Annotated in this window: 16 protein-coding genes; 6 read left to right on the forward strand and 10 right to left on the reverse strand. The window is 74.0% G+C overall.

Annotated features, from left to right (window positions below; genetic code table 11):
* Positions 1-83: 83 nt before the first annotated feature.
* Entirely contained in the window at positions 84-596 is a 513-nt protein-coding gene (locus CXR44_RS25275) for a YbhB/YbcL family Raf kinase inhibitor-like protein (protein ID WP_245899389.1), read from the reverse strand.
* A 606-nt stretch (positions 597-1,202) separates the two neighbouring features.
* Here CXR44_RS25275 and CXR44_RS25280 point away from each other — a divergent pair.
* Positions 1,203-4,412, forward strand: a complete 3,210-nt coding sequence (locus tag CXR44_RS25280; protein WP_245899390.1) for an AfsR/SARP family transcriptional regulator — start codon at positions 1,203-1,205, stop codon at positions 4,410-4,412.
* Positions 4,413-4,425: 13 nt separating this feature from the next.
* On the opposite strand, the gene CXR44_RS25285 is transcribed toward CXR44_RS25280, so the two are convergent.
* Together CXR44_RS25285 and CXR44_RS25290 are read right to left on the reverse strand one after the other, a co-directional pair.
* Positions 4,426-5,235, reverse strand: a complete 810-nt coding sequence (locus CXR44_RS25285; protein ID WP_101788600.1) for an ABC transporter permease — start codon at positions 5,233-5,235, stop codon at positions 4,426-4,428.
* Positions 5,232-6,206: an ATP-binding cassette domain-containing protein gene (locus CXR44_RS25290; RefSeq protein ID WP_101788601.1), complete on the reverse strand. Its 975-nt coding sequence runs from the start codon at positions 6,204-6,206 to the stop codon at positions 5,232-5,234. The genes CXR44_RS25285 and CXR44_RS25290 overlap by 4 nt, the downstream gene beginning before the upstream one ends.
* A 118-nt stretch (positions 6,207-6,324) precedes the next feature.
* Here CXR44_RS25290 and CXR44_RS25295 point away from each other — a divergent pair, with 118 nt between their 5' ends.
* On the forward strand, positions 6,325-6,846 hold the full coding sequence (locus CXR44_RS25295) for a PH domain-containing protein (protein WP_101788602.1): 522 nt from the start codon (positions 6,325-6,327) through the stop codon (positions 6,844-6,846).
* A 128-nt stretch (positions 6,847-6,974) separates the two neighbouring features.
* Positions 6,975-8,885 carry a PH domain-containing protein gene (locus CXR44_RS25300; RefSeq protein ID WP_245899391.1) on the forward strand — a complete coding sequence of 637 codons (1,911 nt, stop codon included), beginning with the start codon at positions 6,975-6,977 and terminating at the stop codon, positions 8,883-8,885.
* Here the strand turns inward: CXR44_RS25300 and CXR44_RS25305 are convergent.
* The gene (locus tag CXR44_RS25305) at positions 8,877-10,970 is read right to left on the reverse strand and encodes an MMPL family transporter (protein WP_101788603.1); all 2,094 of its coding nucleotides are present in this window, start codon (positions 10,968-10,970) and stop codon (positions 8,877-8,879) included. The two genes, CXR44_RS25300 and CXR44_RS25305, sit on opposite strands and share 9 nt — an antisense overlap.
* Before the next feature lie 75 nt (positions 10,971-11,045).
* Here CXR44_RS25305 and CXR44_RS25310 point away from each other — a divergent pair, with 75 nt between their 5' ends.
* Entirely contained in the window at positions 11,046-11,516 is a 471-nt protein-coding gene (locus tag CXR44_RS25310) for a MarR family winged helix-turn-helix transcriptional regulator (RefSeq protein WP_101788604.1), read from the forward strand.
* Between the two features lie 198 nt (positions 11,517-11,714).
* Here CXR44_RS25310 and sepH read toward each other — a convergent pair whose 3' ends face one another.
* Together sepH and CXR44_RS25320 are read right to left on the reverse strand one after the other, a co-directional pair.
* On the reverse strand, positions 11,715-14,318 hold the full coding sequence (gene sepH, locus CXR44_RS40260) for a septation protein SepH (RefSeq protein ID WP_219601983.1): 2,604 nt from the start codon (positions 14,316-14,318) through the stop codon (positions 11,715-11,717).
* A 161-nt stretch (positions 14,319-14,479) separates the two neighbouring features.
* Complete coding sequence (locus CXR44_RS25320) at positions 14,480-15,346, reverse strand: S8 family serine peptidase (RefSeq protein ID WP_101788605.1); 867 nt, start codon at positions 15,344-15,346, stop codon at positions 14,480-14,482.
* A 152-nt stretch (positions 15,347-15,498) separates the two neighbouring features.
* Here CXR44_RS25320 and CXR44_RS25325 point away from each other — a divergent pair, with 152 nt between their 5' ends.
* Positions 15,499-16,410, forward strand: coding sequence for a hypothetical protein (locus CXR44_RS25325; RefSeq protein WP_101788606.1), 912 nt, complete (start codon positions 15,499-15,501; stop codon positions 16,408-16,410).
* 71 nt (positions 16,411-16,481) lie between these two features.
* On the opposite strand, the gene CXR44_RS25330 is transcribed toward CXR44_RS25325, so the two are convergent.
* The 3 genes from CXR44_RS25330 to CXR44_RS25340 are packed head-to-tail and all read right to left on the reverse strand — an operon-like array spanning position 16,482 to position 19,835.
* Positions 16,482-17,759, reverse strand: a complete 1,278-nt coding sequence (locus CXR44_RS25330) for a D-arabinono-1,4-lactone oxidase (protein WP_101788607.1) — start codon at positions 17,757-17,759, stop codon at positions 16,482-16,484.
* Positions 17,760-17,798: 39 nt separating this feature from the next.
* Positions 17,799-18,557, reverse strand: a complete 759-nt coding sequence (locus CXR44_RS25335; protein ID WP_101788608.1) for a polysaccharide deacetylase family protein — start codon at positions 18,555-18,557, stop codon at positions 17,799-17,801.
* Positions 18,558-18,611: 54 nt separating this feature from the next.
* A complete protein-coding gene (locus tag CXR44_RS25340; RefSeq protein ID WP_245899392.1) occupies positions 18,612-19,835 on the reverse strand; it encodes an MFS transporter in 1,224 nt (407 codons plus the stop codon).
* A 76-nt stretch (positions 19,836-19,911) separates the two neighbouring features.
* Between CXR44_RS25340 and CXR44_RS25345 the strand changes: the two genes are divergently transcribed.
* On the forward strand, positions 19,912-21,123 hold the full coding sequence (locus CXR44_RS25345) for a lytic transglycosylase domain-containing protein (RefSeq protein ID WP_101788610.1): 1,212 nt from the start codon (positions 19,912-19,914) through the stop codon (positions 21,121-21,123).
* Here the strand turns inward: CXR44_RS25345 and CXR44_RS25350 are convergent.
* Positions 21,114-22,076, reverse strand: a complete 963-nt coding sequence (locus tag CXR44_RS25350; protein WP_101788611.1) for a ferrochelatase — start codon at positions 22,074-22,076, stop codon at positions 21,114-21,116. The two genes, CXR44_RS25345 and CXR44_RS25350, sit on opposite strands and share 10 nt — an antisense overlap.
* Between the last annotated feature and the right edge of the window lie 30 nt (positions 22,077-22,106).

Below are 22,106 nucleotides of genomic sequence, written 5' to 3' on the forward strand. Positions count from 1 at the left end.
TCTGATTGTGTCGGACCACTGCGAGCGTTGTCACACCCTAAGCCAAGAATTGGTAACGATTATTACCCCTGGTGTTTGATTTCTCACTCGATGTGTACCGCGGTGAGCCGTCCGCGGGCGATGGTCTTGTCGGCGATCTCCTTGAGAACGGCGGAGAGGGGGGCGCCCTCCTTCGCCTGGACCCTGCCCTGCAGCGTGTAGACGGTGAAGCGGTAGCTGAGGCTCTTGTCGCACGGAGGCTGGTAGCCGGCCTTGCCGCTGGTCGCCCGCGCCTGGGAGGAACCCTCCGGCGGGCTCTCCGAAGCCCCCGGGCCCAGCTCGGTCGTGGTGGCCGGGATGTTGTAGAGCACCCACTGCACCGCCGACTCCGACGAGGTGTGGGAGTCGACCACGATCGCGGTCGACCTGGCCTCCGGCAGGGGCTCGCTGGACCAGCGCAGCGGCGGGCTGCCCTGGCGGCCCTCGCACCCGTACTCGCGCGGCAGCGGCTCGCCCTCGCGCAGCTCCGGGCTCGAAACGTTGATCTCGGCGATCTCCTTGGCCTCCGACCTGCTGATGAAGCCGGCGCAGCCCGACACGAGAAGCGCGAGACCCACTGCCGTCACACTGACGGCGGTGCGTCCCAGGCGTCCTGTCGTGTTACACAGCCCCATGCCGGATGATGCTACGCGGCTATCGGGCATGCGCCGACCGTTTCGCGATGGTCCGTGGACGGTAAAGGACGCAAAATCGGCCACAATCGAGGCATGAGGGGGGTGGGCACGGACGCGGATGCGGCTTTCGGCATCCTCGGTCCGCTGGAGGTACGGAGGCACGGCCAGGCCGTCGAGATCTCCGGGCAACGCCTGCGCGCCCTCCTGACACTGCTCGCCCTCGACGCCGGGGTGACAGTTCCGTTCGACCGGCTGATAGCGGGGGTGTGGCGGGATCGGCCGCCCGCCGGTGTGGGCAACGCCCTCCAGGCGCTCGTCTCCCGCCTGCGCACGGCCCTCGCCAAGCCCACCGCCGATCCCCCTGCGGACCTTTCTACGGACCTTTATCCGGGCCCACCTGCGGACCTTCGTACGGGCCCGCCTGCGGATCCGCCTGCGCATCCGCCTGCAGGCCCGCTTGCGGATTCGCCTGCGCACCCACCTGCGGATCCGGCCGCCGGACCCGCCCGCCGGGTCGTTCCGCCCGGTAAGGACGGGAGCCGGGAGGCCGTGGTCAGGCAGACCGTGGTGGCGGAGCCCACCGGCTACCGGCTCGTGGTGGCCGTCGGGCAGGTGGACGCGCACCGCTTCACCGCGCTCGCCCGCGACGGCAGGTCCGCCCTGGCGTCGGGTGACGCGCGGACGGCAGCCGAAGCCCTGCGGGAGGCGCTGGCACTGTGGCGCGGCCCCGCGCTGGCGGACCTGGGCGAGGACGGCGTGGCCGCGGGTGACGCCGCCCGTCTGGACGCTCTCCGGCTGGCCGCCACCGAGGACCGCATCGAGGCCGACCTGCTTCTCGGCAGGTACGCCGAGGTGCTCGACGATCTGACGGAACTGCTCGCCGCGCACCGCCTGCGGGAGCGCCTGCACGGTCAGCTCATGCGGGCGCTGTACGGCGCGGGCCGGCGCGTGGAGGCCCTGGCCGCCTTCGAGTCCGCGCGCCGGACGTTCCGTGACGAGCTGGGCGCCGACCCGTCACCCCGGCTCACCGACCTGCACACGGCGCTCCTCCGCGGCGACCCCCCGCCCACTCCGCGGCCCGGACGAGGAGCCCACACCCTCACGAGCCCCGAGCCACCCGGCGACACCGCCCCCGAGCCACCCGGCGACACCGCCACCGAGCCGCCGGGCGATGCCGCCACCGAGCCGCCGGGCGATGCCGCCGGCGGCGAGACGTACGGGGCTGCCGTGGCCGATGCGTCTCGCGATGCCGACGACGAGGCGCCCCGCGCTTCGCGGCCAGATGCGGCCCGTGCGCTCCGTCCCGGAATCCCCGCCGTGGGTGAGGAGGGGGTGCCGCGTCCCGGGTGGGACGGCGGCGCGACGTTCTCACCGCGCCGGGGGAATCTGCGCGCCCGGCTGACCAGTTTCGTCGGCCGGGAGAGCGATGTCGCCCGCATGGGCGAGCTGCTGACGGGCCACCGGCTGGTCACGCTGCTCGGACCCGGGGGAGCGGGCAAGACGCGGCTCGCCCTGGAGGCGGCCGAGACGATGGGCGACGCCATGCCCGACGGGGTGTGGGTGGCCGAGCTGGCCACCGCCACCGACGCCGCCGGCGTGACGCAGAGCCTGATCAGCGCTCTGGACGTGCGTGACGGCGTCCCCGCCGCCCCGTCCGCCGCGACCGCACCGCTGGATCCGGTGGACCGGCTGGTCAGGACGCTGCACGGCAAGCGGCTGCTGATCGTGCTGGACAACTGCGAGCAGGTGATCGAGCCCGCGGCGTTCCTGGCCGACAGGCTGCTCGCCGAATGTCCCGGCGTCACGATCCTCGCCACCAGCCGCGAACCGCTCGGCATCACCGGGGAGATCACCTGCATCCTCCCGCCGCTCGCCGTGCCGCCGCCCGGCGCGGGCGCGGCGGAGGCGGCGGACTACCCGGCCGTCCGGCTGTTCGCCGACAGGGCGGCCGCGGTACGGCCCGGCTACCGGGTGGACGAGGACGCGGCGGCCGTGATGAGCATCTGCCGGTCCCTGGACGGGCTGCCGCTGGCCATCGAACTGGCCGCCGCGAGGCTGAGGTCCATGACCGCGGGGCAGCTCGCGGCGCGGCTCGGCGACAGGTTCCGGTTGCTCAACGGCGGCAGCCGCACCGCGCAGCCGCGCCACCGGACGCTGCGTTCCCTCGTCGAGTGGAGCTGGGAACTGCTCGACGACGACGAACGCGTCCTCGGCCGCCGCCTGGCCGCCTTCTCGGGCGGCGCCACCCTGGAGACGCTGGAGCAGGTCTTCGGCGACGCGCTCGACCCACTGTCACGGCTCGTGGACAAGTCGCTGGTCGGGTACGACGCGGGCAGGTACCGGATGCTGGAGACGATCCGGGCCTACGCCGCCGAACGTCTCGCCGAGTCCGGTGAGGAGAGCGCGGTACGCCGGGTGCACGCCCGCCACTTCACCGAGCTGGCCGAGGCCGCCGAACCGGTGCTGCGTACGGCCGCCCAGCTCGACGCGGTGGCCCAGCTCACCGCCGAGCACGAGAACCTGTCGGCGGCGCTGCGCTGGGCGCTCGACAACGGCGAGCACGAGACGGCGCTGCGGCTCGTCGGCGCGCTCGGCTGGTACTGGTGGCTGAAGGGGCACCGGCTGGAGGGCGCGGTGCGAGCCCGCGAGGTGCTGGCCGCCACGCCCGGCGCCCCCGGCGAGCTTCGCGCGCAGGCGCTGGCGGTGCACAGCATCAACGCGGTGGGCGCGGCCCTGGAGTGGGAGGAGAGCGTCGCTTCGGGGCAGGAACTACGCCGGCTCGTCGGCCTGGTGCACGAGGCCCACCCGATCGTCGCCATGGCCGTGCCGTCGCTGGCGATGTACGGGGTGGCGGAGCCGGACGACGAGCGCCACATCGACGAGATGGTGGGGCACGCCGACCTGTGGGCGAGCGCGTCGGGCCTGATCTACCGCGCGCTGCTGCACTACGCGGCCGGGCGGGTCGCGGAGAGCGAGCGCGACACCCGCGAGGCGTTCGAGCGCTACAGGCGGACGGGCGACCGGTGGGGGATGGGCACGGCGCTCGGCACCCTGTCGGACGTCCACCTGCTGCGCGGCGACGCCGAGGAGAGCGTGCGGGTGATGCGCGAGGCGTTGCGCCTGATGGACGAGCTGGGCGTGGTCGAGGACACCGCGTACATGCGGGCCAGGCTGGCGCTCGGCCTGAACGCGCTGGACCGGCGGGCCGAGGCCGACTCCCTGCTGGCGGAGGCCGAACGGATCGTGCTCACTCTCGGCGACCGGGTCGGGGAGGCCGGCGTCGTGGGGGCGTGGGGGGAGTTCGCCCGGCAGCGAGGCGACCTGGAGACCGCCCGGCGGCAGTACGCGCAGGCGCTGGCGCTCCTCGACGACGTCGCGGCCGCGCCACCGCAGATGACGGCGGCGGTCAGCTCGTCGCTCGCGCTGCTCGCCGTACAGGAAGGGGACCTGCGGCGGGCCAGGCGGATGGCGGCCCTCGCCGTCCGGCAGGCGGAGGACTCGCGGGACGCGCAGGTCCTCGGCGGCGCGGTGATCGCCTGCGCGGGGCTGGCGCTGGCCGCGGGCCGTGCGCGGGACGCGGCGACACTGCTCGGCGGCGCGCAGACGATCCGGGGGACGGCGGCCGTGATCGAGTGGGACCACATGCGGATCACCGCGGACGTCGCGGCCGCGCTCGGCGAGGGCGCGTTCGCCCACCACCTGGAGCGCGGCCGCGGGCTGCGCCGTGCGGACGTGCTGGCCCTGGCCACCGGCCCGTGACAGCACGCCGGCGTCAGATGTGGTTGCGGAAGACCCTGATGGCCAGCGGCGCGAACACCACCGTGAAACCGGCCGACCACAGCAGCGACACCAGCATCGGGCCGGCGACCTCGCCACCGATCAGCAGGCCGCGGATGGCGTCGGCCAGGTGGGTCACCGGGTTGACGTCGGACCAGGCCTGCAGCCAGGAGGGGAACGTGGCCGACGGCACCAGGGCGCTGCTCGTGAACGTCAGCGGCATCATCACCGAGAAGGAGAACATCTGCACCTTCTCCGGGTTGGAGGCCTTGAGCCCTATCAGCACCGACATCCACGACATCGCCAGGGCGACCACCACGAGCAGGGCCAGCGCGCCGAGCAGCCCGGCCGCGCTGGTCGTCACCCGGAACCCCAGCACCATGCCGAACCCGACCAGCAGCGCGAACGCCCACACCTGCTTGAAGGTGTCGGCGAGGACCCGGCCGGCCAGCGGCGCGACGCGCGCGATCGGCAGGCTGCGCAGCCGGTCGAAGACGCCCTTGGTGATGTCGGTGTTGAGGCCGATGGCCGTGGACAGCGTGTAGAACAGGGCGTTCTGCACCAGCAGGCCGGGCAGCGCGAACTGCAGGTAGTCGCCCGTCGAGCCGGAGATCGCCCCGCCGAACACGTAGGTGAACAGCAGCAGGAACATGATCGGCTGGATGCTGAGGTCGAGCAGCTCCCACGGGTTGTGCTTGATCTGCACCAGGCTCCGCCAGGCGAGCGTCAGCGTCTGCCGGCCGGCGGCGCCCGGCCCCACGCGCCTGGCCGCGACGGGCGGAGCGGTCGTCGTCACGGCGGTCATACGAGAGCCTCCTCGGGCTTGGTGTCATCGGCGGTGGTCTCCTCGGCGCGGTGCCCGGTCAGGGCCAGGAACACCTCGTCGAGGGTGGATTTGCGAAGCGTCAGCTCGGAGGCGACGACGCCCAGGTCGTCGAGGCGCCGCACGACGGCCGGCACCACGGACGGGTCGTGCACGGCGGCGGTCACCACGCCGCCCACCGTCTCGGGAGCGGTCTCGATGACGTCGGAGACGACCTTGGCCACCAGCTCCAGGTGGTCCGCGCTGAGCGGGCGCACCTCGAGCACCTGGGCGCCGGTGGTCGCCTTGAGCTGGTCGGAGGTGCCCGACGCGATCACCCTGCCGTGGTCGAACACCACGATGTCGTCGGCGAGCTGGTCGGCCTCCTCAAGGTACTGGGTGGTCAGCAGCACCGTCACCCCGTCGGCCATCAGGCCGCGCACGACCGCCCACAGCTCGGTGCGGCTGCGCGGATCGAGGCCCGTCGTCGGCTCGTCGAGGAACAGCACCTGCGGCCTGCCGACGAGGCTCGCCGCCAGGTCGAGCCGCCTGCGCATGCCGCCTGAATAGGTCTTGGCGGCGCGCCCACCGGCCTCGGTCAGGGCGAACCGCTCCAGCAGGGCCGTCGCCCGCGCCCTGGCCTCGGCACGCGACATGCCGAGCAGCCGGCCGATCATCATGAGGTTCTCGACACCGGTGAGCATCTCGTCGACCGCGGCGTACTGCCCGGTCAGCCCGATGAACGAGCGCACCTGGTGGGCCTCGCGGCGCACGTCGAACCCCAGCACGGTCGCCCTGCCCGCGTCGGGGGCGAGCAGGGTGGCGAGGATGCGCACGGCGGTCGTCTTGCCGGCGCCGTTGGGGCCGAGCACGCCGAGCAGCCGGCCCGGAGGCACCACGAGGTCGACGCCGTCGAGGGCCTTGGTGTCGCCATAGTGCTTCACGAGGCCCTCGGCCTCTATCGCGTAGCGCATGACTTCCCCTTCAGTGGTCTGTGCCTCCACTGTGGCGTACGTCACTGACATTTCCCTGACCGCGGCGCCGGGGCCGCTGAGAGATCGCTGACGTGCCGCGCGGCTTAAGCTGGGATTCGTGACCCTTACTGGCCCGCTCCGCGATCCGGCGCACCGCGTCTCGCCGAAGGCCGTCAAGCTCTGGCTGCTCGAGGCACTGATCGCCTTCGTGATCATCGTCGGTGGTTCCGGGCTGGCCGCGGCCTGGGTCGGCGGCAGCGGCTGGTCGTGGGTGCCCGCCTGGTTCGCGGCCCGGCCGTGGTCGCTGCCCGCGGCGGTGGCGGCGCTGCTGACGCCGTTTCTGGTGGCGGAGCCGTTCGTGCGCTACTCGGTGCACCGGTGGGAGCTGTCGGGTGACGTCGTGTACGCGCGGACCGGATTTCTCACCCGGGAATGGGTGTTCGTGCCGGTGAGCCGCATCCAGACGGTCGACAAGGCGCAGGGCTGGCTGGAGCGCATGCTCGGGCTGGCCACCCTGGAGATCCGCACCGCGTCGCACGCCGGCTCGTCCACGATCCAGGGGCTCGACTTCCACGTGGCGGCCGGGCTGGCCGACCAGTTGGCGCACCGCGCCGAAGAGCTCAGGGACGATGCCACGTGAACGGCCGGGCCGAGCCTCCCGAGCCTGCCGAGGCGCCCCGCCGGCGACACCCTGCCACACCGGTCCAGGGGCCCGCGCCGCACGACACCGCGCAGGAACCCGCGCCGCACGACACGGCGCAGGAACCTGTGCCGCACGACACCGCGCAGAGGTCGGTGCCGCACGACGCCGCGCAGGGGCCCGTGCCGCATGACGTCGCGCAGGGGCCTGTGCCGCATGACGTCGCGGCGCCCGGCGGCGCGTCCCAGGACGCCGTCCCGCACCACGAGCGCGGGCCCCGGAGCGCGGCTCAGGCCGGTGCCGGTGCGCCGCCGTACGGGCCCGTCACGCCCCCGCACGGGCCGGTCGGGGAGGCGCCTCACGGCGGTCGGGCCGAGATGCCGCACGGGCCGGTCGGGGAGACTCCGTACGGCGGGCGGGCCGTGCCGCCGTACGCGCCGGCAGGGCCGCCGCGGGGGCTCGGGCCCGGCGGGCGGGCGCCGCTGCGGCTGAGCCCCAAGGTGCTGCTCATCGACCCGGTGCGGATGCTGCCCAACCTGCTCCTGCCGCTGGTCGGCGTGCTGTTCGTGGGCGGCTTCTCCGGCTCCTCGTACGTGTGGGCGGCGGCGGGCGCCGTGGGAGCCGTGGTGTTCGCGCTGATCCGGTGGGCGACGTTCACCTACGAGATCGTGGGCGACCGGCTGGAGATCAACCGTTCGCTGATCAGCAGGTCGCTGCGGACGATCCCGCTCGAACGGGTGCGCGGCGTCGACGTGTCCACCCCGCCCCTGCACCGGCTGCTCGGCCTGGCGGTCCTGAAGATCGACACCGGCGCGAGCGGCGGCGACGAGGAGGGCAAGCTCGACGGCGTCACCCTGGAGGAGGCCGAACGTCTCAAGGCCGCCCTGCTGCGTCGCGTCGCCGTGGCCAGGGCGCGGGCGGGCACGGCCGCGCCGGCCGGTCCTGCCGCGACCGCCGCCGGCGAGGCCGCTCCCCTGATGCCGGGCGGCCTCACGGGCGCCCGGGGGGTCCCGGAGGAGCACTCCCACGTCCCGTCGGAGCGGACGATCATCACGGTGCCCCGGAAATGGCTGCTCTACGGGCCGTTGTCCGGCGCCTACCTGTTCACCCCGTTCGCCCTCGCGGGCGGCGCCATCGGGCTGGCGTTCCAGTGGGGCAACGAGCTGGGCGTCGGCCGGGACGCCGCCTGGCAGGCGGGCCGGTGGCTCTGGGACCGGCCCTATCTGCTGCTGGTCACCGTGCTGCTCCTGGTGGTCGCCATGCCGTTCGCGGGCGGTGTGATGTACGCGGTGTTCACCTGGGACTTCCGGCTGAAGGACCGCGACGGCTACCTCGTCGCCGAACGCGGGCTGGTCAACCGGCGCAGCGTCTCGCTCGAGACGAGGCGGGTGCGCGGCTACGAGATCGTGGACGGCCTGGCCGAACGCCGGGCCGGGGTGGTGCGGGCCTGGGCGATCGTGACCGGCCTCGGCGACTCCTCGACGCGGGGCCAGCTCCTGCCCGTCGTGCCCCGGACGGTCGCCACCGAGGTGACGGCCGGGGCGATCGGCCCGTACCGGGCGGAGCTACGCCCCCACCCGCCCGTGGCCCGCCGTCGCCGCCTGTTCAGGGCGATCGCGCCGTGGGCGGCCGTGGGCGTCCTCGCGCTGGCGGCGGCCGCCTCCTCCGGGCTGCTGCTCTGGTGGGTCCTCGCCGTGCTCGCCCTCGCGCTCGCCGGGCTGGGGGTGCCGCTCGGCCTCGACCGCTACCGGTCGCTGGGGCACGGCTACGACGGGACGCGCCTGTCGGTCCGCTCGGGTTCGCTGCGGCGGGCCCAGGCGGTGGTGGAACGCCGGGCCGTGGTCGGCTGGCGGATCAGGCAGACGTGGTTCCAGCGGCGGGCCGGCGTGTACACGTTGATCGCGGGAGTGGGCGCGGGCGAGGGCGGCTACCCGGCGGTGGACGTCTCGGCCGAGCAGGCCAGGGACTTCCCCGCCGAGGTCACCCCCGAGTGGCTGGCGCCGTTCCGGGCCGAGCCGCCCGGGCCGCGGTCATCCTGACACGCGGGCCGGCTCCCGCGACTCCTCCGGCGAGGCGGCGCGGTCCGGGCGGCTCGGCCACCAGGCCCGCGCACCCAGGTCCCGCACCAGCGCCGGGACCAGCAGCGAGCGGACCACCAGGGTGTCGAGCAGGACGCCGAAGGCGACGATGAAGGCGATCTGCGCGAGGAACGCCAGGGGGATCACCACCAGCGCGGCGAAGGTGGCGGCGAGCACGACCCCCGCGGACGTGATCACCCCGCCGGTGGTGACCAGCCCGCGCAGCACTCCCTCCCTGGCCCCGTGGCGGGCCGTCTCCTCGCGGACCCGGGACATGAGGAAGATGTTGTAGTCCACGCCCAGCGCCACCAGGAAGACGAAGCCGTACAGCGGCACGGACGCGTCGCTGCCGGTGAAGCCGAAGACGTGCGTGAACATCAGGGTCGAGACGCCGAGGGTGGCGAGGAAGTTCAGCGCGACGGTGGCGACCAGGAGCACCGGCATCATCAGCGAGCGCAGCAGGGCGACCAGGATGAGCAGAATGATCGCGAGCACGACCGGGACGATGAGCAGCGTGTCCTTCTCGGCGGTCCGCGTCGTGTCGTACCGCTGGGCGGTGTAGCCGCCGACCATGACCCCGTCCTCGCCGGACAGGGCCGCGCGCAGCCGCCGGATCGTGTCCTGGGCGGAGTCGCCGTCCGGCGCGTCGAGCAGCGTGGCCTCCACCAGTGCCCGGCCGCCGACGACCTTGGGCGCGTCGTCTGGGCGTCCGCTCCGCGTCACCGTCGCGGCGCCGGACACGCCCTCGACCCCGCGGGCCGTCTCCGCCACGGCCGCGGCGCGCCCGGCGGGGACGACGATCACGGCGGGCTGTCCGGAACCGGCGGGGAAGTGCTCGCTCAGCGTCGCCTGCGCCGCCACCGACGGCGCGTCGTTGACGAACGTCTCGTCCAGGGGCACGCCCCGGGCGTTCAGCTGCGGAGCGAAGAGCGCCAGGCCGGCGAGGGGCAGGACGGTCGCGATCCACAACCGGCGCGGGTGACGGTCGACCAGGGCGGCCACCCGGCCCCAGATCCCGCGCGCCCCGGCCCCGGAGGCGCGCGGCTTGGCCGGCCACAGGGCGGCGCGGCCCAGCAGGACGAGGACCGCGGGCAGGAAGGTCAGCGCGCTGAGGGCGGCGCACGCGATGCCGATGGCGCCCACGGGCCCGAGCGCGCGGTTGTTGGTCAGGCTGCTGAGCAGCAGCGCGAGCAGGCCGAGGGCGACCGTGGCGGCGCTGGCGACGATCGGCTCGACCGAGCGTCGCAGCGCGACACGGCCCGCGGCGAAGCGGTCGCCGGTCGCGGCCAGCTCCTCGCGGAAGCGCGCCGTCAGCAACAGTGCGTAGTCGGTGGCCGCGCCGATGACGAGGATGAACAGGATGCCCTGCACCTGGCCGTCGACCCGGACGATGTCGCGGTCGGCCAGGAAGTACACCACGGCGCACGCCAGGCCGAGGGCGAAGACCGCGCCGATGATGATGACGAGCGGCAGCAGCACGCTCCGGTACACCACCAGCAGGATGATCAGCACGGTGATCAGCGCGACCCCGAGCAGCAGGCCGTCGATGCCGGCGAAGGCGTCGGACAGGTCCGCCCGGGTGGCCGCCGGGCCGGCCAGCTGGGCGCGCAGGCCGTCGACCGCCACGGCCGGGCCGATCCGGTCGAGGAACTCGCCGAGGGACCCGTCGACCTCGGGGCTCAGCTGGACCACGCCCTGCAGCGCCTCGCCGTCGTCCGACCGGAAGGCGGGGGTGGGACCGCCGGCGACGCCCGGCGTGCCGCGCAGCGCGGCGAGGGCCCGGGTCGCCGCCGCGGTCTGGGCAGGGGTGATGTCCTTGCCGTCCGCGGTCCACACCACGATGAGCGGCTGCGTCTCGCTCTGCCGGAACGCCTCCTGCGCCGCCAGCACCCGCGTGGACTCGGCGCTGCTGGGGAGGAACGCGGCCTGGTCGTTGGTGGACACCTCGGTGAGCTTGCCGGCGAACGGTCCCAGCCCTCCGCCCACGGCCAGCCAGGCCAGCACGAGCAGCGCCGGAATGAGCCGGCGGATCGGTCGCCGCGCCATGAGATCGCCCTTCCGTAGCGACTGATAACTCAATCGATAAGATACTCAATGAGTGAGATAATGTAGCATGACGTCATGAACGGCGACCGCGGGGGGGACACCGACCTACGGTCCTTCGCGGTGAAGCTGCGGCGGATGACCGCCGAGTACAACCGCATCGCCCACGAGTTCGCGGCCGACCACGGGTTGCACAACACCGACGTCCAGGCCCTCATCATGATCTTGGACGCTCCGTCGCCGATCACTCCGGGCCGGCTGCGCGAGGAGCTGAACCTCACCTCGGGCGCGATCACCGCGTGCCTCGACCGGCTGGAGCGGGCCGGGCACATCCGCCGCGTCCGCGACGTGCACGATCGCAGAGTGGTCCACGTGCACTACCTCGACGCGGCGAAGGACGTCGCCGCCGCCTTCTTCCGCCCGCTCGCCCGGAGCACCGACCACGTGCTGCGGCGTTTCAGCCCGGAGGAGTTGCGCACGGTGGCCGCCTTCCTTGACGCCGTGAACGACGAGCTCGGCGTGCTGCGAGCCACGCCGGGATCTACCTGACGCCTCCTCTTCGGCTTCGCGACCCCGAACGGTTGCATTCCCGGGCGATCGGGGCTCTTCGGGCGATCGGGGCTGTGCCGCCGGTGGACGCGGGTACGGCCGACCTCCCGGAAGGCGGCCCACCATCGGCCTCCGGGAATGCGAAAGGGCGGCGGGGCACGTTCTCGGAATCGTGTCCCGCCGCCCTGTACGGCGGCGTCAGTCCTGGCGGCGGGCGCCGAACATGATCTCGTCCCAGGTGGGCACCGAGGCGCGGCGGCCCCTCGAACCCTTGCGCGGCTGGCGGGCCGCAGGGGCGGGCGGCGGTGACGGCACCGGCACCGGCGCCTCCTTCGCGGCCTGCTTGCCCTTGTCACCCTTGCCCGAACCGTCCCTGCCTGAACCGTCCCTGCCTGAACCGTCCTTGCCGCCATCGGCCGCGTCGTCCCTGCCCGGACGCGCCGCGGGCACCGCGGCGGCCGGCGCCGGCTTCGGCTTCGGCGCGGGTGGCTTGGGCACCGGCTTCGGGGCGGGGGCGGGGGCTTCGACGGGTGCGGCCTCGGCCTCGACCCCGTCCGCCGTGGTCACGCCGGTCTCCGACGTGTCCGTCTCCGGCGCTGTGGCGGGCGCGGGCGTGCCGGTCGCCGCTGCCTCGGGTGCCTCCGTTGCCTCGGTGGCGTTCGTTGCCTCGGTCGCCTTCGTGTCGGGAGCGGACGGCTCCGGCGTGGAGGGCTCCGTCTGAGGTGGCTCGGCCGCTGCTGCGGCCTCCGTCGCCTGCGGCCGGGGCGTCTCGGCCGGCGTCGGCTCCGGTGCTGGAGTGTCGCCCGCGTCCGGCCGCGGTGCTGCGGCGGCCTCCGGTGCGGCCCGCTCGGGAGCCTTCCCGGTGCCGGGGTCGGCGGGTGGAGCCTCGGCCACGGCCCCGGCGGGCTGCGACGGCGACTCGGCCGCGACCTCAGCGGGCTGTGACGGCGACCCGGCCGTGGGTTCCGTGGCGGACGGGACCGGCGCTGCCTGGTCGGGGACCGCCACGGGCGCCTGGTCGGCTCCTGCCTGTGGTGCCTCGTCAGGTGCCGCCACGGGCGCCTCGTCCGATGCCGCCACGGGCGTCTGGTCGGCTCCTGCCTGTGGTGCCTCGTCAGGTGCCGCCACGGGCGCCTGGTCGGGCACCGTCGCGGGCGGGGCCGCGGACGCCTCGTCCGGTGCTGTCGTGGGTGCGGCGTCGCTCGCTGTGTGCGGTTCGGCCGTGGTGTCGTCGCTCGCGCCGGGCGCGTCCTCCTCGGTCGCTGTGAAGGCGTCGTCCTGTGCGGCCATGGCGGGGGTGTCGGGGGACGCGTCCCGCACCTCGGGGGCGTCAGCGGGCGCGCCGGCGGTCGAGGGCGTGTCCCGCACCTCGGACGCACCGGTGCCCGGTGCGCCAGTGGCCGTCGGGGTGGACTCCTCGACGCCTGTGACGATGTGGGCGGGCGCCTCGGTGGCCGGTGCCGTGCTCTCCGCCGGGGCGGCGGGCAGGGTCTCCGCCGGGGCGGCCGGTACGGGCTCCTCCGGGACGTGCGGCGCGGTCCCGGGCTCGGCGACGGCCGCCGGCTCGCCCATGGGCTCCGCGGCACCGGCCTGCGCGACACCGGCCTGCGCGACACCTGCCTGCGTGGTGTCGGCCTGCGTGGTGTCGGCCTGCGTGGTGTCGGCCTGCGTGGTGTCGGTCTGCACGGCGTCGGTCTGGACGGAGGTGATCCGCTCCGGGCTCGTGGACGGCTCGGGCCGGTGGGTGGGGTCGTGGCTCACCGGGGCGTAGAAGGCCTCGGCCTCGCGGGCGCCACCGCGCTCCTCCGTACGGCTCAGGCCGAAGTCCGCGGGCCAGGCCGCGGGCGCGCCGCGGCGGGCGGGCGGCTCGGGCGCCGAGCCGGCGCCGGGACCGTCCTCGCGCCCCGGAACGGCCGGTGCGGCGGGAGCGGAAGCGGCCGGCGGCGCCGTGGAGGGCAGCGGCGGGGCGGGGTCGCGCGGGGCGACCGGGGCCGGCGGGAAGGCCGGGCGGCGGTCCGGGGGCGTGCCCGGGGACCGCTCGAAGGGCGGCGGCCCGAAGTCGGCGCCGCGCGGCGGCCCGTGGTGCCCGACGGCGGGCTCGTCCGGCTCGCGGCGCGCCGGCGGGAAGGGCAGCGGGTCGGAGCCGAGCGGCGGCACCGGCTGCAGCTTGGCCACGCGCGGCGCGAACGGCGTGACCGTGGTGTCCTCCACCGGAGGGCTCGGGTCGAAGTCGGCCGACGACAGCCGCATGGCCTCGTCGTCGTGCGGGGTGACGTGGCGGCGGCGCGGGTCGAACAGCCACTCGGCGTGCCGGGTGTGACCGTTCCACACGTAGCCGAGCTTGACCCGCCACAGGCCGTCGTCGCGCTTGGCCGAGTCCCAGTCGATCTCGTCGGTGGGCACGCCGCGCCGGGTGAGCCGCTCCGCGACGAGCTCGCCGAGGGTCGGCCCGGCCGACGACTCGCCGGGCATCCGCACGGCCACGCGCTGCGCCTGCTGGGCGACGTACTCGCGTTCCTGCAGCACCGGCCCCTCGAACCAGCGCACGCGTTCGACCGGGATGCCGGCGGTAGCGGCGATCTCCTCCGCGGTCTCTCCGGCGCGGATGCGCGCCTGGATCTCCTTGGGGCGCAACGGGCTCTCCACTTCGATCTCGTACTGCCCGAGACGGGAGAAGTTGCCGCGGACGGCAGCACGGAGCCGGTCGTCCACGGGAAGTGTGAAGCGTGTACCCCGCCCGGCAGTCGCCAGCACGAGATAGGTGCCGTCCTCACTCACCGCGACGAGTCGGAGCTCCTGCATGCGAGTCCCTTCGTCAGCGTGCTCATTCTTCCCCCGGACCCTTGAGTCTCTCGCGTGTGCCGGTTGCCTGCCAGCACCGTACCCGGCATGTCCGAACATCGCCTTCATGGGATAGGCCCCGGGCGATGTGACGCCGATCACATTTGGCGATTCCATCCCCATCAGAGCTCTCCGGTCCGAAGAGTCCCCGACGGATTCTGTCGGACTAGGGGGTGTGACGCACCGTGGTCGGGCGAAAACGCCTGACGGACCGGATGCGCGAGCGAGGCCCCGATGACGGGGACGCCGGATCGTTCGAGCCGCCGCACGGCCGTCGCCAGGGCGGCGGAGCCGGCGCCGTCGACGGCGAGCGTCGCGACGGCGGGCCTCCTGGCGTGCCTGCGCACCCAGTCGAGACCGGCGACCACGTCCGACAGGGCGCCCGTGCCGCCGCAGCCGAGCACGCGGACCGAGGCGAGCCGAGCCCGCGGCGCCACCCCGTGGACGCGTCCCGCGGCCTGGCGGGCCACCCGCGTGCCGTGCCCGGTGCAGTCGTCGCCCGTGCCTCCGGTCGCGTCGAAGGCCCGCCAGGCCCGGTCGCCGAAGTCGCCGCGGGCCGGGTCCAGGCCGCTGTCGACGACGTACACGGTGATCCCCGGCACGGTGATCTCGGGGTCGCCGGCGCCCGTGGGCGGCCGGTGGGGGCCGGGAACGGGCAGGACCAGGCGGTCGGGCTCCACCGCGCGCACCCGAGGGTCGGCGAGCAGCTCGGCGGTCTCGGCGGCGGTGAGCCAGGTGGCGAAGCCGGGCAGCGCGGCGGTGTAGTAGCGGCGCACCCGCCAGCGCACCTCGCCCACGAGGTCGCGGGCCGCGGCGCGGTCACGGGCGGTGACGATGTACGCGCGGGAGGGTTCGCTCGCGGCGGCCCGGCCGGCCAGCCCGGAGGCCGGCGTCATGGCGAGGGGCACCGCGGTGGTCACGGCTGTCGCGACCGCCGTCGCGGCGGCTGCGGCGAGGTAGACGGAGGGCAGGCCGAATCGTCGGGGCACGAGCCAGAAGGGTGCCTGTCACCTACGTCACAGGAACAACGGGACACGCGCCCGCGTCTATTCACGAGGAAGCTCTTTACCCGGCGCATGACGAACGGCGCTCGCGGGCGATTCCACGACACGCACACCACGAGGGAGGACTGGTTTCAGGCATGGGCGGCGAGCAGCAGAAGTTCGAGCTGAGCCTGCCGCAGATCGGGGGAAGCGCGCTCGCGGCGGTGACGGCCGCGGTGGCCGCCTCCTACCTGGGGGTCGCGGGGACGGTGATCGGAGCCGCGGTGATGAGCGTCGCCAGCACGATCGGCACCGCCGTCTACACGCACTACCTCAAGCGCACCGGCGACAAGGTCAAGCAGCGCACGGTGATCGTGTGGCGGCATGGTGACGAGGAGCCGGAGGGCGCCGGGGGCGAGCACGGTGCCGGCGCGGGCGGGGACGGGCCGGTGACGGCCGTCCCCACCCTGGTCCACGGCACGGTTCATGACGGGGACGACGCGGGCAGGGACGCCGCCACCCTGGTCCACGGCACGGTCCACGACGGGGACGACGCCGAAGGAGGCCCCTCCACCCTGGTCATGGAGCGGCCGGTGCCGGCGCGTGCCGGGCTGCCGTGGAACAGGATCGGGGCGGTGGCGGCGCTGGTGTTCGCGATCAGCATGGGCGGCATCCTCGCCTACCAGGGGCTGACCCAGGCCACGGTGCACGAGCAGGTCACCGGCCAGACGCGCGACGAGCGGCCCGACCCGGCGCCCGTACGGCAGGAGCGGCGGTCCGAGGAGCCCGAGGCGCGGACCGCGACGACGCCGGCCGGTTCGCAGGAGACGCGGACGCCGTCCGCCACGCCCAGCGTGACCGCCACCCCCACGCCGTCGCCCACGAGGTCGTCCACCCCGTCGGCGACGCCCACGCCCCCGCGTGACACGGCGCAGCCGTCGGCTCCGGCCACCGAGCCGCCGACGCAGGACACGGACGAGACCCGGGCGCCCGCCGTGACGGAGCCCGCGCCCCAGGTCAGCGAGCCGGAGGCGGACCCGGAGCCCGACACGGACCCGATCCCCCAGTGACGGGGGCGTTCCCCGATCGCCCGGTGAGCGCCACGGCCGGGGGCGTTCCCCGGTGACGCGGACCAGGGGGATCAGCCGAGGACGCGGTCGAGGTAGGCGTTGCCGAACAGCCGGTCCGGGTCCAGCCGGTCGCGCAGCGCGACGAAGTCGGCGAACCGCGGATACACCGTGGACAGGTAGGCGGCGTCGCGGGTGTGCAGCTTGCCCCAGTGGGGCCGCCCCTCCAGCCGCGTCATGATCTCCTCGACGCCCTCGAAGTAGGCCTGGTGCGGCGTCGGCCGGTACATGTGGCAGGCCACGTAGCCGGTCGCCCGCCCGTACGCGGTGGACAGCCACGCCGTGCTCGGCGGCGTCACCCGCACCTCGACGGGGAACGTGATCCGCCACCCGGCGCGCTCCACCAGGTCACGCGTCTCGCGCAGTGCCCGGCCGAGGTGCTCGCGCGGCACCGCGTACTCCATCTCCAGGAAGCGCACCTCGCGCCGCGAGGTGAAGACGCGGTACGAGACGTCCACGGCCTCGGAGTCGGCCAGCGCGGCCGCGCTGAGCGCGTTGATCCGGGGGATGAGGCCGGGCAGCCGCGCCCCGGCGGCGCAGGCGAGGCCGAACAGGGTGTTCTCCAGGAAGACGGTGTCCAGCCAGTGCTTGACCGGGCCGGGCGGCCGGGCCGGGCCGGGGTCGCGGTTGGCGGTCTTGACCAGGCACGCGTCGGTGTGCGGCAGCCAGAAGAAGTCGAGGTGCTCGTGGGCCGAGGTCATCTCGTCGAGCGAGCCGAGCATGCCGCTCAGCGCGGCCCGCCGCCGCCGGCTGCGCAGCAGGAACGCGGGTTCCACCCGCAGGGTCACCGCCGTGAGCACGCCGAGCGCGCCCAGCCCGACCCGGGCCGCGTCGAACAGGTCCTCGCCCGGCGACGCCGTGACGACCGAGCCGTCGGCGAGGACCATCTCCAGCTCGGTGATCTGGTCGGCCAGGCCGCCGGTGTCGCGGCCGGTGCCGTGCGTGCCGGTCTGGACGGCGCCGGCGACCGTCTGCTCGGTGATGTCGCCCATGTTGGCCAGGGCCAGGCCGCGCTCGTGCAGCAGCTCGTTGAGCGCCTTCAGCGGGGTGCCGGCGAGCACGGTGACCTGGTCGCCGGTCAGGGAGCGGACGCCGGTCAGCGCGGTGGGGCGCAGCATGATGCCGTCGGTGAGGGCCACGCCGGTGAAGGAGTGGCCGGTGCCGACCATGCGGACCCGGCGGCCGGACGCGGCGGCGTCGCGCACCGCCCGCACGACCTCGTCCGTGGAGGCCGGGGTGCGGACCTCGGAGGGGCGGGCCGACTGGTTGCGCGCCCAGTTGGTGAAAACCATGGCCCCTCCGAGGCTCGTTCGACTAAACGTGAACGATACTCAGTTTTCCCAGCCCTGCGGAAGCGGGAAGACGTCACCAGGCTTCAGTTCGTGCTTCTTGACGACGTCGGACACCTTGACCAGGTGGTAGCCGCGGCCCTGCAGCGTCTTGACGATGGACGGCATCGCCTCGACGGTCTGCTTCACCCAGTCGTGCATCAGGATGATGCCGTCCTGCTCCGCGACCTCGAGCGTCTGCTTCTTGATGGCCTCGACGTCCTTGAGATCCCAGTCGCGGGAGCCGGCCGTCCACAGGACGACCGGCATGTCGAACTCGGCCGCGACCTCCGTCACCTGAAGGTCGGCCAGCCCGTACGGCGGGCGAAGGATCTTGGGCTCGACGCCCGCGGCCTTCTTGATCTCGTCCTGCGTCTTCTGGATCTCGCTGCGAATGGCCCACGGCTCGATCTCGGTGAACTTCGGGTGCTTGTAGCTGTGGTTGCCCAGCTCGTGGCCCTCCTGCGCCATGCGCTTGACGTAGGAGGGGCGGCTCTTCACGTACTGGCCCTCGAGGAAGAACGTCACCTTGGCGTCGTACTTCTTCAACGTGTCGAGCAGCTTGCCCGCGTACTTGCCGGGGCCGTCGTCGAAGGTCAGCGCGATGCACTTGACCTGCGCGCAGTCGACGGGCTTGGCCGTCTTCGCGGTGGCCGCCTTGCCGGCCTGGGGGGTGGGAGTGGTGTCGGCCAGCGCGGGTGCCGGGATGAGGGCGAGGGTGACAGCCGCGATGGCCAGAAGTGAATTGCTTTGTCGGGACATGACAGTCGTATCCAATGTGAAGGGTGTTGCGAGGGATATTCCGACCGTAGCGGATCAGGGTTTGGCGGGTGAAGCCGCGTCGGGAATCCTCAGCAAACTCGAACCTCCGACACCCACCACGACGGCGACCGCCGCGGCGGCCAGCGCGAAGCCGTAGGCGTTGGACGGGCCGAAGGCCTCGGTGAGCCGGCCGCCCGCCCACGCGCCGATCGACACGCCCAGCCCGATCGAGGTCGAGATCCACGCCATGCCCTCGGTGAGCAGCGACGCCGGCACCAGCCGTTCGGTCAGCGAGAACCCGGTGATCAGCGTCGGCGAGATGGCCAGACCCGCCACGAACAGCGCCACGGCCATCACCCTCGGGTCGCCGATGAAGGCGATCGGCAGCAGCCCCAGCGCGAACACGCCGAGCGCGCGCACGAACCGCCCGCGCAGCGAGATCCGCCAGCGCCGCGAGCCGAACCACAGGCCCGACACCATCGAGCCGCCCGCGAACGCCGCCAGCAGGAACCCGGCCGCGCTCTTGACGCCCTTCTCCTCGGCGAACGCCACCGTGATCAGGTCGACCGAGCCGAACACCGCGCCGAGCGCCAGGTAGACGCACGACAGCAGGGCGATGCCGGGGATCAGGATCGGGGTGCCGCCGCCACCGCCGCGGACGGGCCGCACCGGCGGCTGCGTGCCCCGCTGGGCCGCCAGCGCGAGCGAGCCGCCCAGCATGGACACCAGTGCGACCAGCAGCCCCGCGTACGGGTTGATCGCGGTGGCCAGCACGGTGACCAGGGCGGGGCCGGCGACGAAGATGACCTCGTCGGCCACCGACTCGAAGGCGAAGGCCGTGTGCAGCCGGGCCGACCCGGCGTGCAGCGCCGACCAGCGGGCCCGCACCATCGAGCCCAGCGACAGCGAGGTCGCCCCCACCAGCAGGCCGGCGGCGTACAGCGTCCACTCCGGCAGGCCCAGCCGGGCGCACAGCATCAACCCGGCCAGCGCGAGCGCGTTGACCACGGCGAACGGCACGATCACCCGGGCCTGGCCGAACCGGTCCACCAGCCGCCCGGACAGCGGGGCGGCGATCGCGAAGGCGAGGTTGGTGGTCGCGGCGACCGCGCCGGCCACGGCGTACGACTCGGTGAGCGCGGTGATCAGCAGGACGACGCCGATGCCGAGCATGGACATCGGCATCCGGCCGATGAAGCCGGCCAGCACGAACCCCTTGACGCCGGGCCCGTCGAACAACCCCCGGTAAGGCCCGACCACGTACTTTCCTCCTGTCACGCTCCCCGCTTACCTTTACGTGCGATATGTCCGTACGGCAAGTGGTTTTCCCCGTGATTCGGCTAACCTTTCGCGGGTGTCGGGTCTTCCTTCGCTCCGCGCCGTGCTCCTCATGGTCGCCGCCGTGGTCCTCCTGACCGTGGCCGGCGGGGGAGTGGCGGTGGTCATGGGAGACGATCTCTTCCGCACCGCCCGCGAGACGCCCCGCGAGCAGCCCTTACGCGCCGCGCCGCCGCAACGGGAACCCGAGCGGCTCGACCGGCTCGTCCCCACCACGGCCCCGGTCGGCGACTTCGGCGCGGGCGGCCCCGGCGTCACCCCCACCCCGCCCCACATCCTCGCCATCGCCCGCGGCGAGGTGCCCAAGCGGACCCGCCACGCGCTGGCCGCGATCAAGCACGTGCAGAAGGTCGCCGTGGCCGACGCCGGCACGGTCAAGGTGTCGGGCGTCGGCGTCAACCTGCTGGCCGTGGACCCCGCCGAGTTCCGGTCCTGGACGCCCAAGGCGGTCGCCGACCAGCCGGCCGTGTGGAGCGCGCTGGCCAGGGGCGAGCTCGTCGCCGAGTCGGCGGCGACGCGGCGGCTCGGCCTGGTGCTGGGCGCCGGCTACCAGGTGGACGGCGGCCCGCGCCTGCGCCTGGCCGCCGCCGCGCCGCTCGGGCTCAAGGGCATCGACGGGCTGGTCAGCAAGGAGACGGGCGCCCGGCTCGGCCTGGCGAAGGGAGTCGCCGTGCTGCTCCACGGCGCCGGACCCGACATCAGCCAGGCGCGGGTGCGGCGGCTGCTCGGCTCCGGCGCCCAGGTGCTCTCGCTGACCGCCCTGCCGCGCAGGCCCCAGGCGCAGACCGGGCAGACCCGGACGGGCCAGCCCCGGGCCCGGCAGTCGCCGGGCCCCGCCGCGGGCGGCCGGCCCACCAGCTACCTCGACCTCTACAAGCAGTCGGCCACCCGCTGCCCCGGCCTGTCGTGGACCGTGCTCGCCGCGATCGGCCAGGTGGAGAGCTCGCACGGCCGCAACAACGGGCCGTCGAGCGCGGGCGCGCTCGGGCCGATGCAGTTCATGCCCGCCACCTGGAAGGCGTACGGCGTGGACGGCGACGGCGACGGCAAGGCCGACATCTGGAGCCCGTACGACGCGGTGCCCGGAGCCGCCAACTACCTGTGCGCCAACGGCGCCGGCAAGGGCGGCGAGAAACTCCGCAAGGCGATCTGGTTCTACAACCACTCGTGGGCCTACGTGAACAAGGTCATGGGCATCGCCGAGGCGTACGCCCGCGCCTACGCCTGACGGGCGGCGGCGGGACGCACCGGGGCGGGGCAGCAGGTCAGCGCGCAGGGCACCGGCTCGGGCTCGTCCATCAGCGAGCGCACCATCCGGACGAACGCCGGGTGCGTGCCCGGCGTCGCAGCCCGCTCCATCGGCAGCCCCACCTCCTCGGCCACCTGCCTCGCCTCGGTGTCGAGGTCGTAGACGACCTCCATGTGGTCGGAGACGAACCCGATCGGCACCAGCACCACCGCCGGCGCGTCCACCTTGCGCAGGTGGTCGCACACGTCGGGCTCCAGCCACGGCACCTGCGGCGGGCCGCTGCGCGACTGCCACACCAGGTCCCACGGCCGCCCGGCGCGGCCGAGCGCCTCGTTGACCAGCTCGGCCGAGCGGCGCAGCTGCGCCTCGTACAGGCCGCCCTCGGGGCCGGCGCTGCGCGCCATGCTGACCGGGATGCTGTGCGCGGTGAACACCAGACGCGCGTCGTCGCGGCCCAGCCTGGCCAGCGCCTGCCGGGTGTGGTCGGCCATCGCCTCGACGAACCCCGGGTGGTCGCCGAAGTGGCGCATCTTGACCAGCTCGGGGCCGCCCTCGACCGAGATCCTGGCGATGTCCTCGTAGTACTGGCGGCAGCTGGAGTAGCCGGCGAACGCCGAGGTGGCGAAGACCGCGGCGCGGCGCACGCCGTCGTCCTTCATCCGCCGCACGGTGTCCTCGCCGAACGGATGCCAGTTGCGGTTGCCCCAGTAGACCGGCACGCCCGCCACCGGGCGCAGCGCCTCGACCAGGTCGCGGTTCTGCCGGTTGATCGGGCTGACCCCGCCGAAGCCCTGGTAGTGCTCGGCGACCTCCAGCAGCCGCTCGCGTGGCACGCCGCGGCCGCGCACCACGTTCTCCAGGAACGGCATCACGTCGTCGGGCCCCTCCGGACCGCCGAACGACAGGACCAGGAGCGCGTCGTAATTCCCCACGTGACAACCCTATGCCGGGACCGTGACGGT

It is taken from the genome of Nonomuraea indica, assembly GCF_002850745.1.
In the GTDB taxonomy this organism is placed as follows: Bacteria; Actinomycetota; Actinomycetes; order Streptosporangiales; family Streptosporangiaceae; genus Nonomuraea; species Nonomuraea indica.

Excerpts from the sequence above, each read along its gene's own strand:
- CXR44_RS25325 (WP_101788606.1), top strand. The coding sequence starts at position 15,499 with ATGGGCGGCGAGCAGCAGAAGTTCGAGCTGAGCCTGCCGCAGATCGGG.
- CXR44_RS25310 (WP_101788604.1), top strand. The coding sequence starts at position 11,046 with ATGAACGGCGACCGCGGGGGGGACACCGACCTACGGTCCTTCGCGGTG.
- CXR44_RS25330 (WP_101788607.1), bottom strand. The coding sequence starts at position 17,759 with ATGGTTTTCACCAACTGGGCGCGCAACCAGTCGGCCCGCCCCTCCGAG.
- sepH (WP_219601983.1), bottom strand. The coding sequence starts at position 14,318 with ATGCAGGAGCTCCGACTCGTCGCGGTGAGTGAGGACGGCACCTATCTC.
- CXR44_RS25285 (WP_101788600.1), bottom strand. The coding sequence starts at position 5,235 with ATGACCGCCGTGACGACGACCGCTCCGCCCGTCGCGGCCAGGCGCGTG.
- CXR44_RS25290 (WP_101788601.1), bottom strand. The coding sequence starts at position 6,206 with ATGCGCTACGCGATAGAGGCCGAGGGCCTCGTGAAGCACTATGGCGAC.
- CXR44_RS25305 (WP_101788603.1), bottom strand. The coding sequence starts at position 10,970 with ATGGCGCGGCGACCGATCCGCCGGCTCATTCCGGCGCTGCTCGTGCTG.
- CXR44_RS25335 (WP_101788608.1), bottom strand. The coding sequence starts at position 18,557 with ATGTCCCGACAAAGCAATTCACTTCTGGCCATCGCGGCTGTCACCCTC.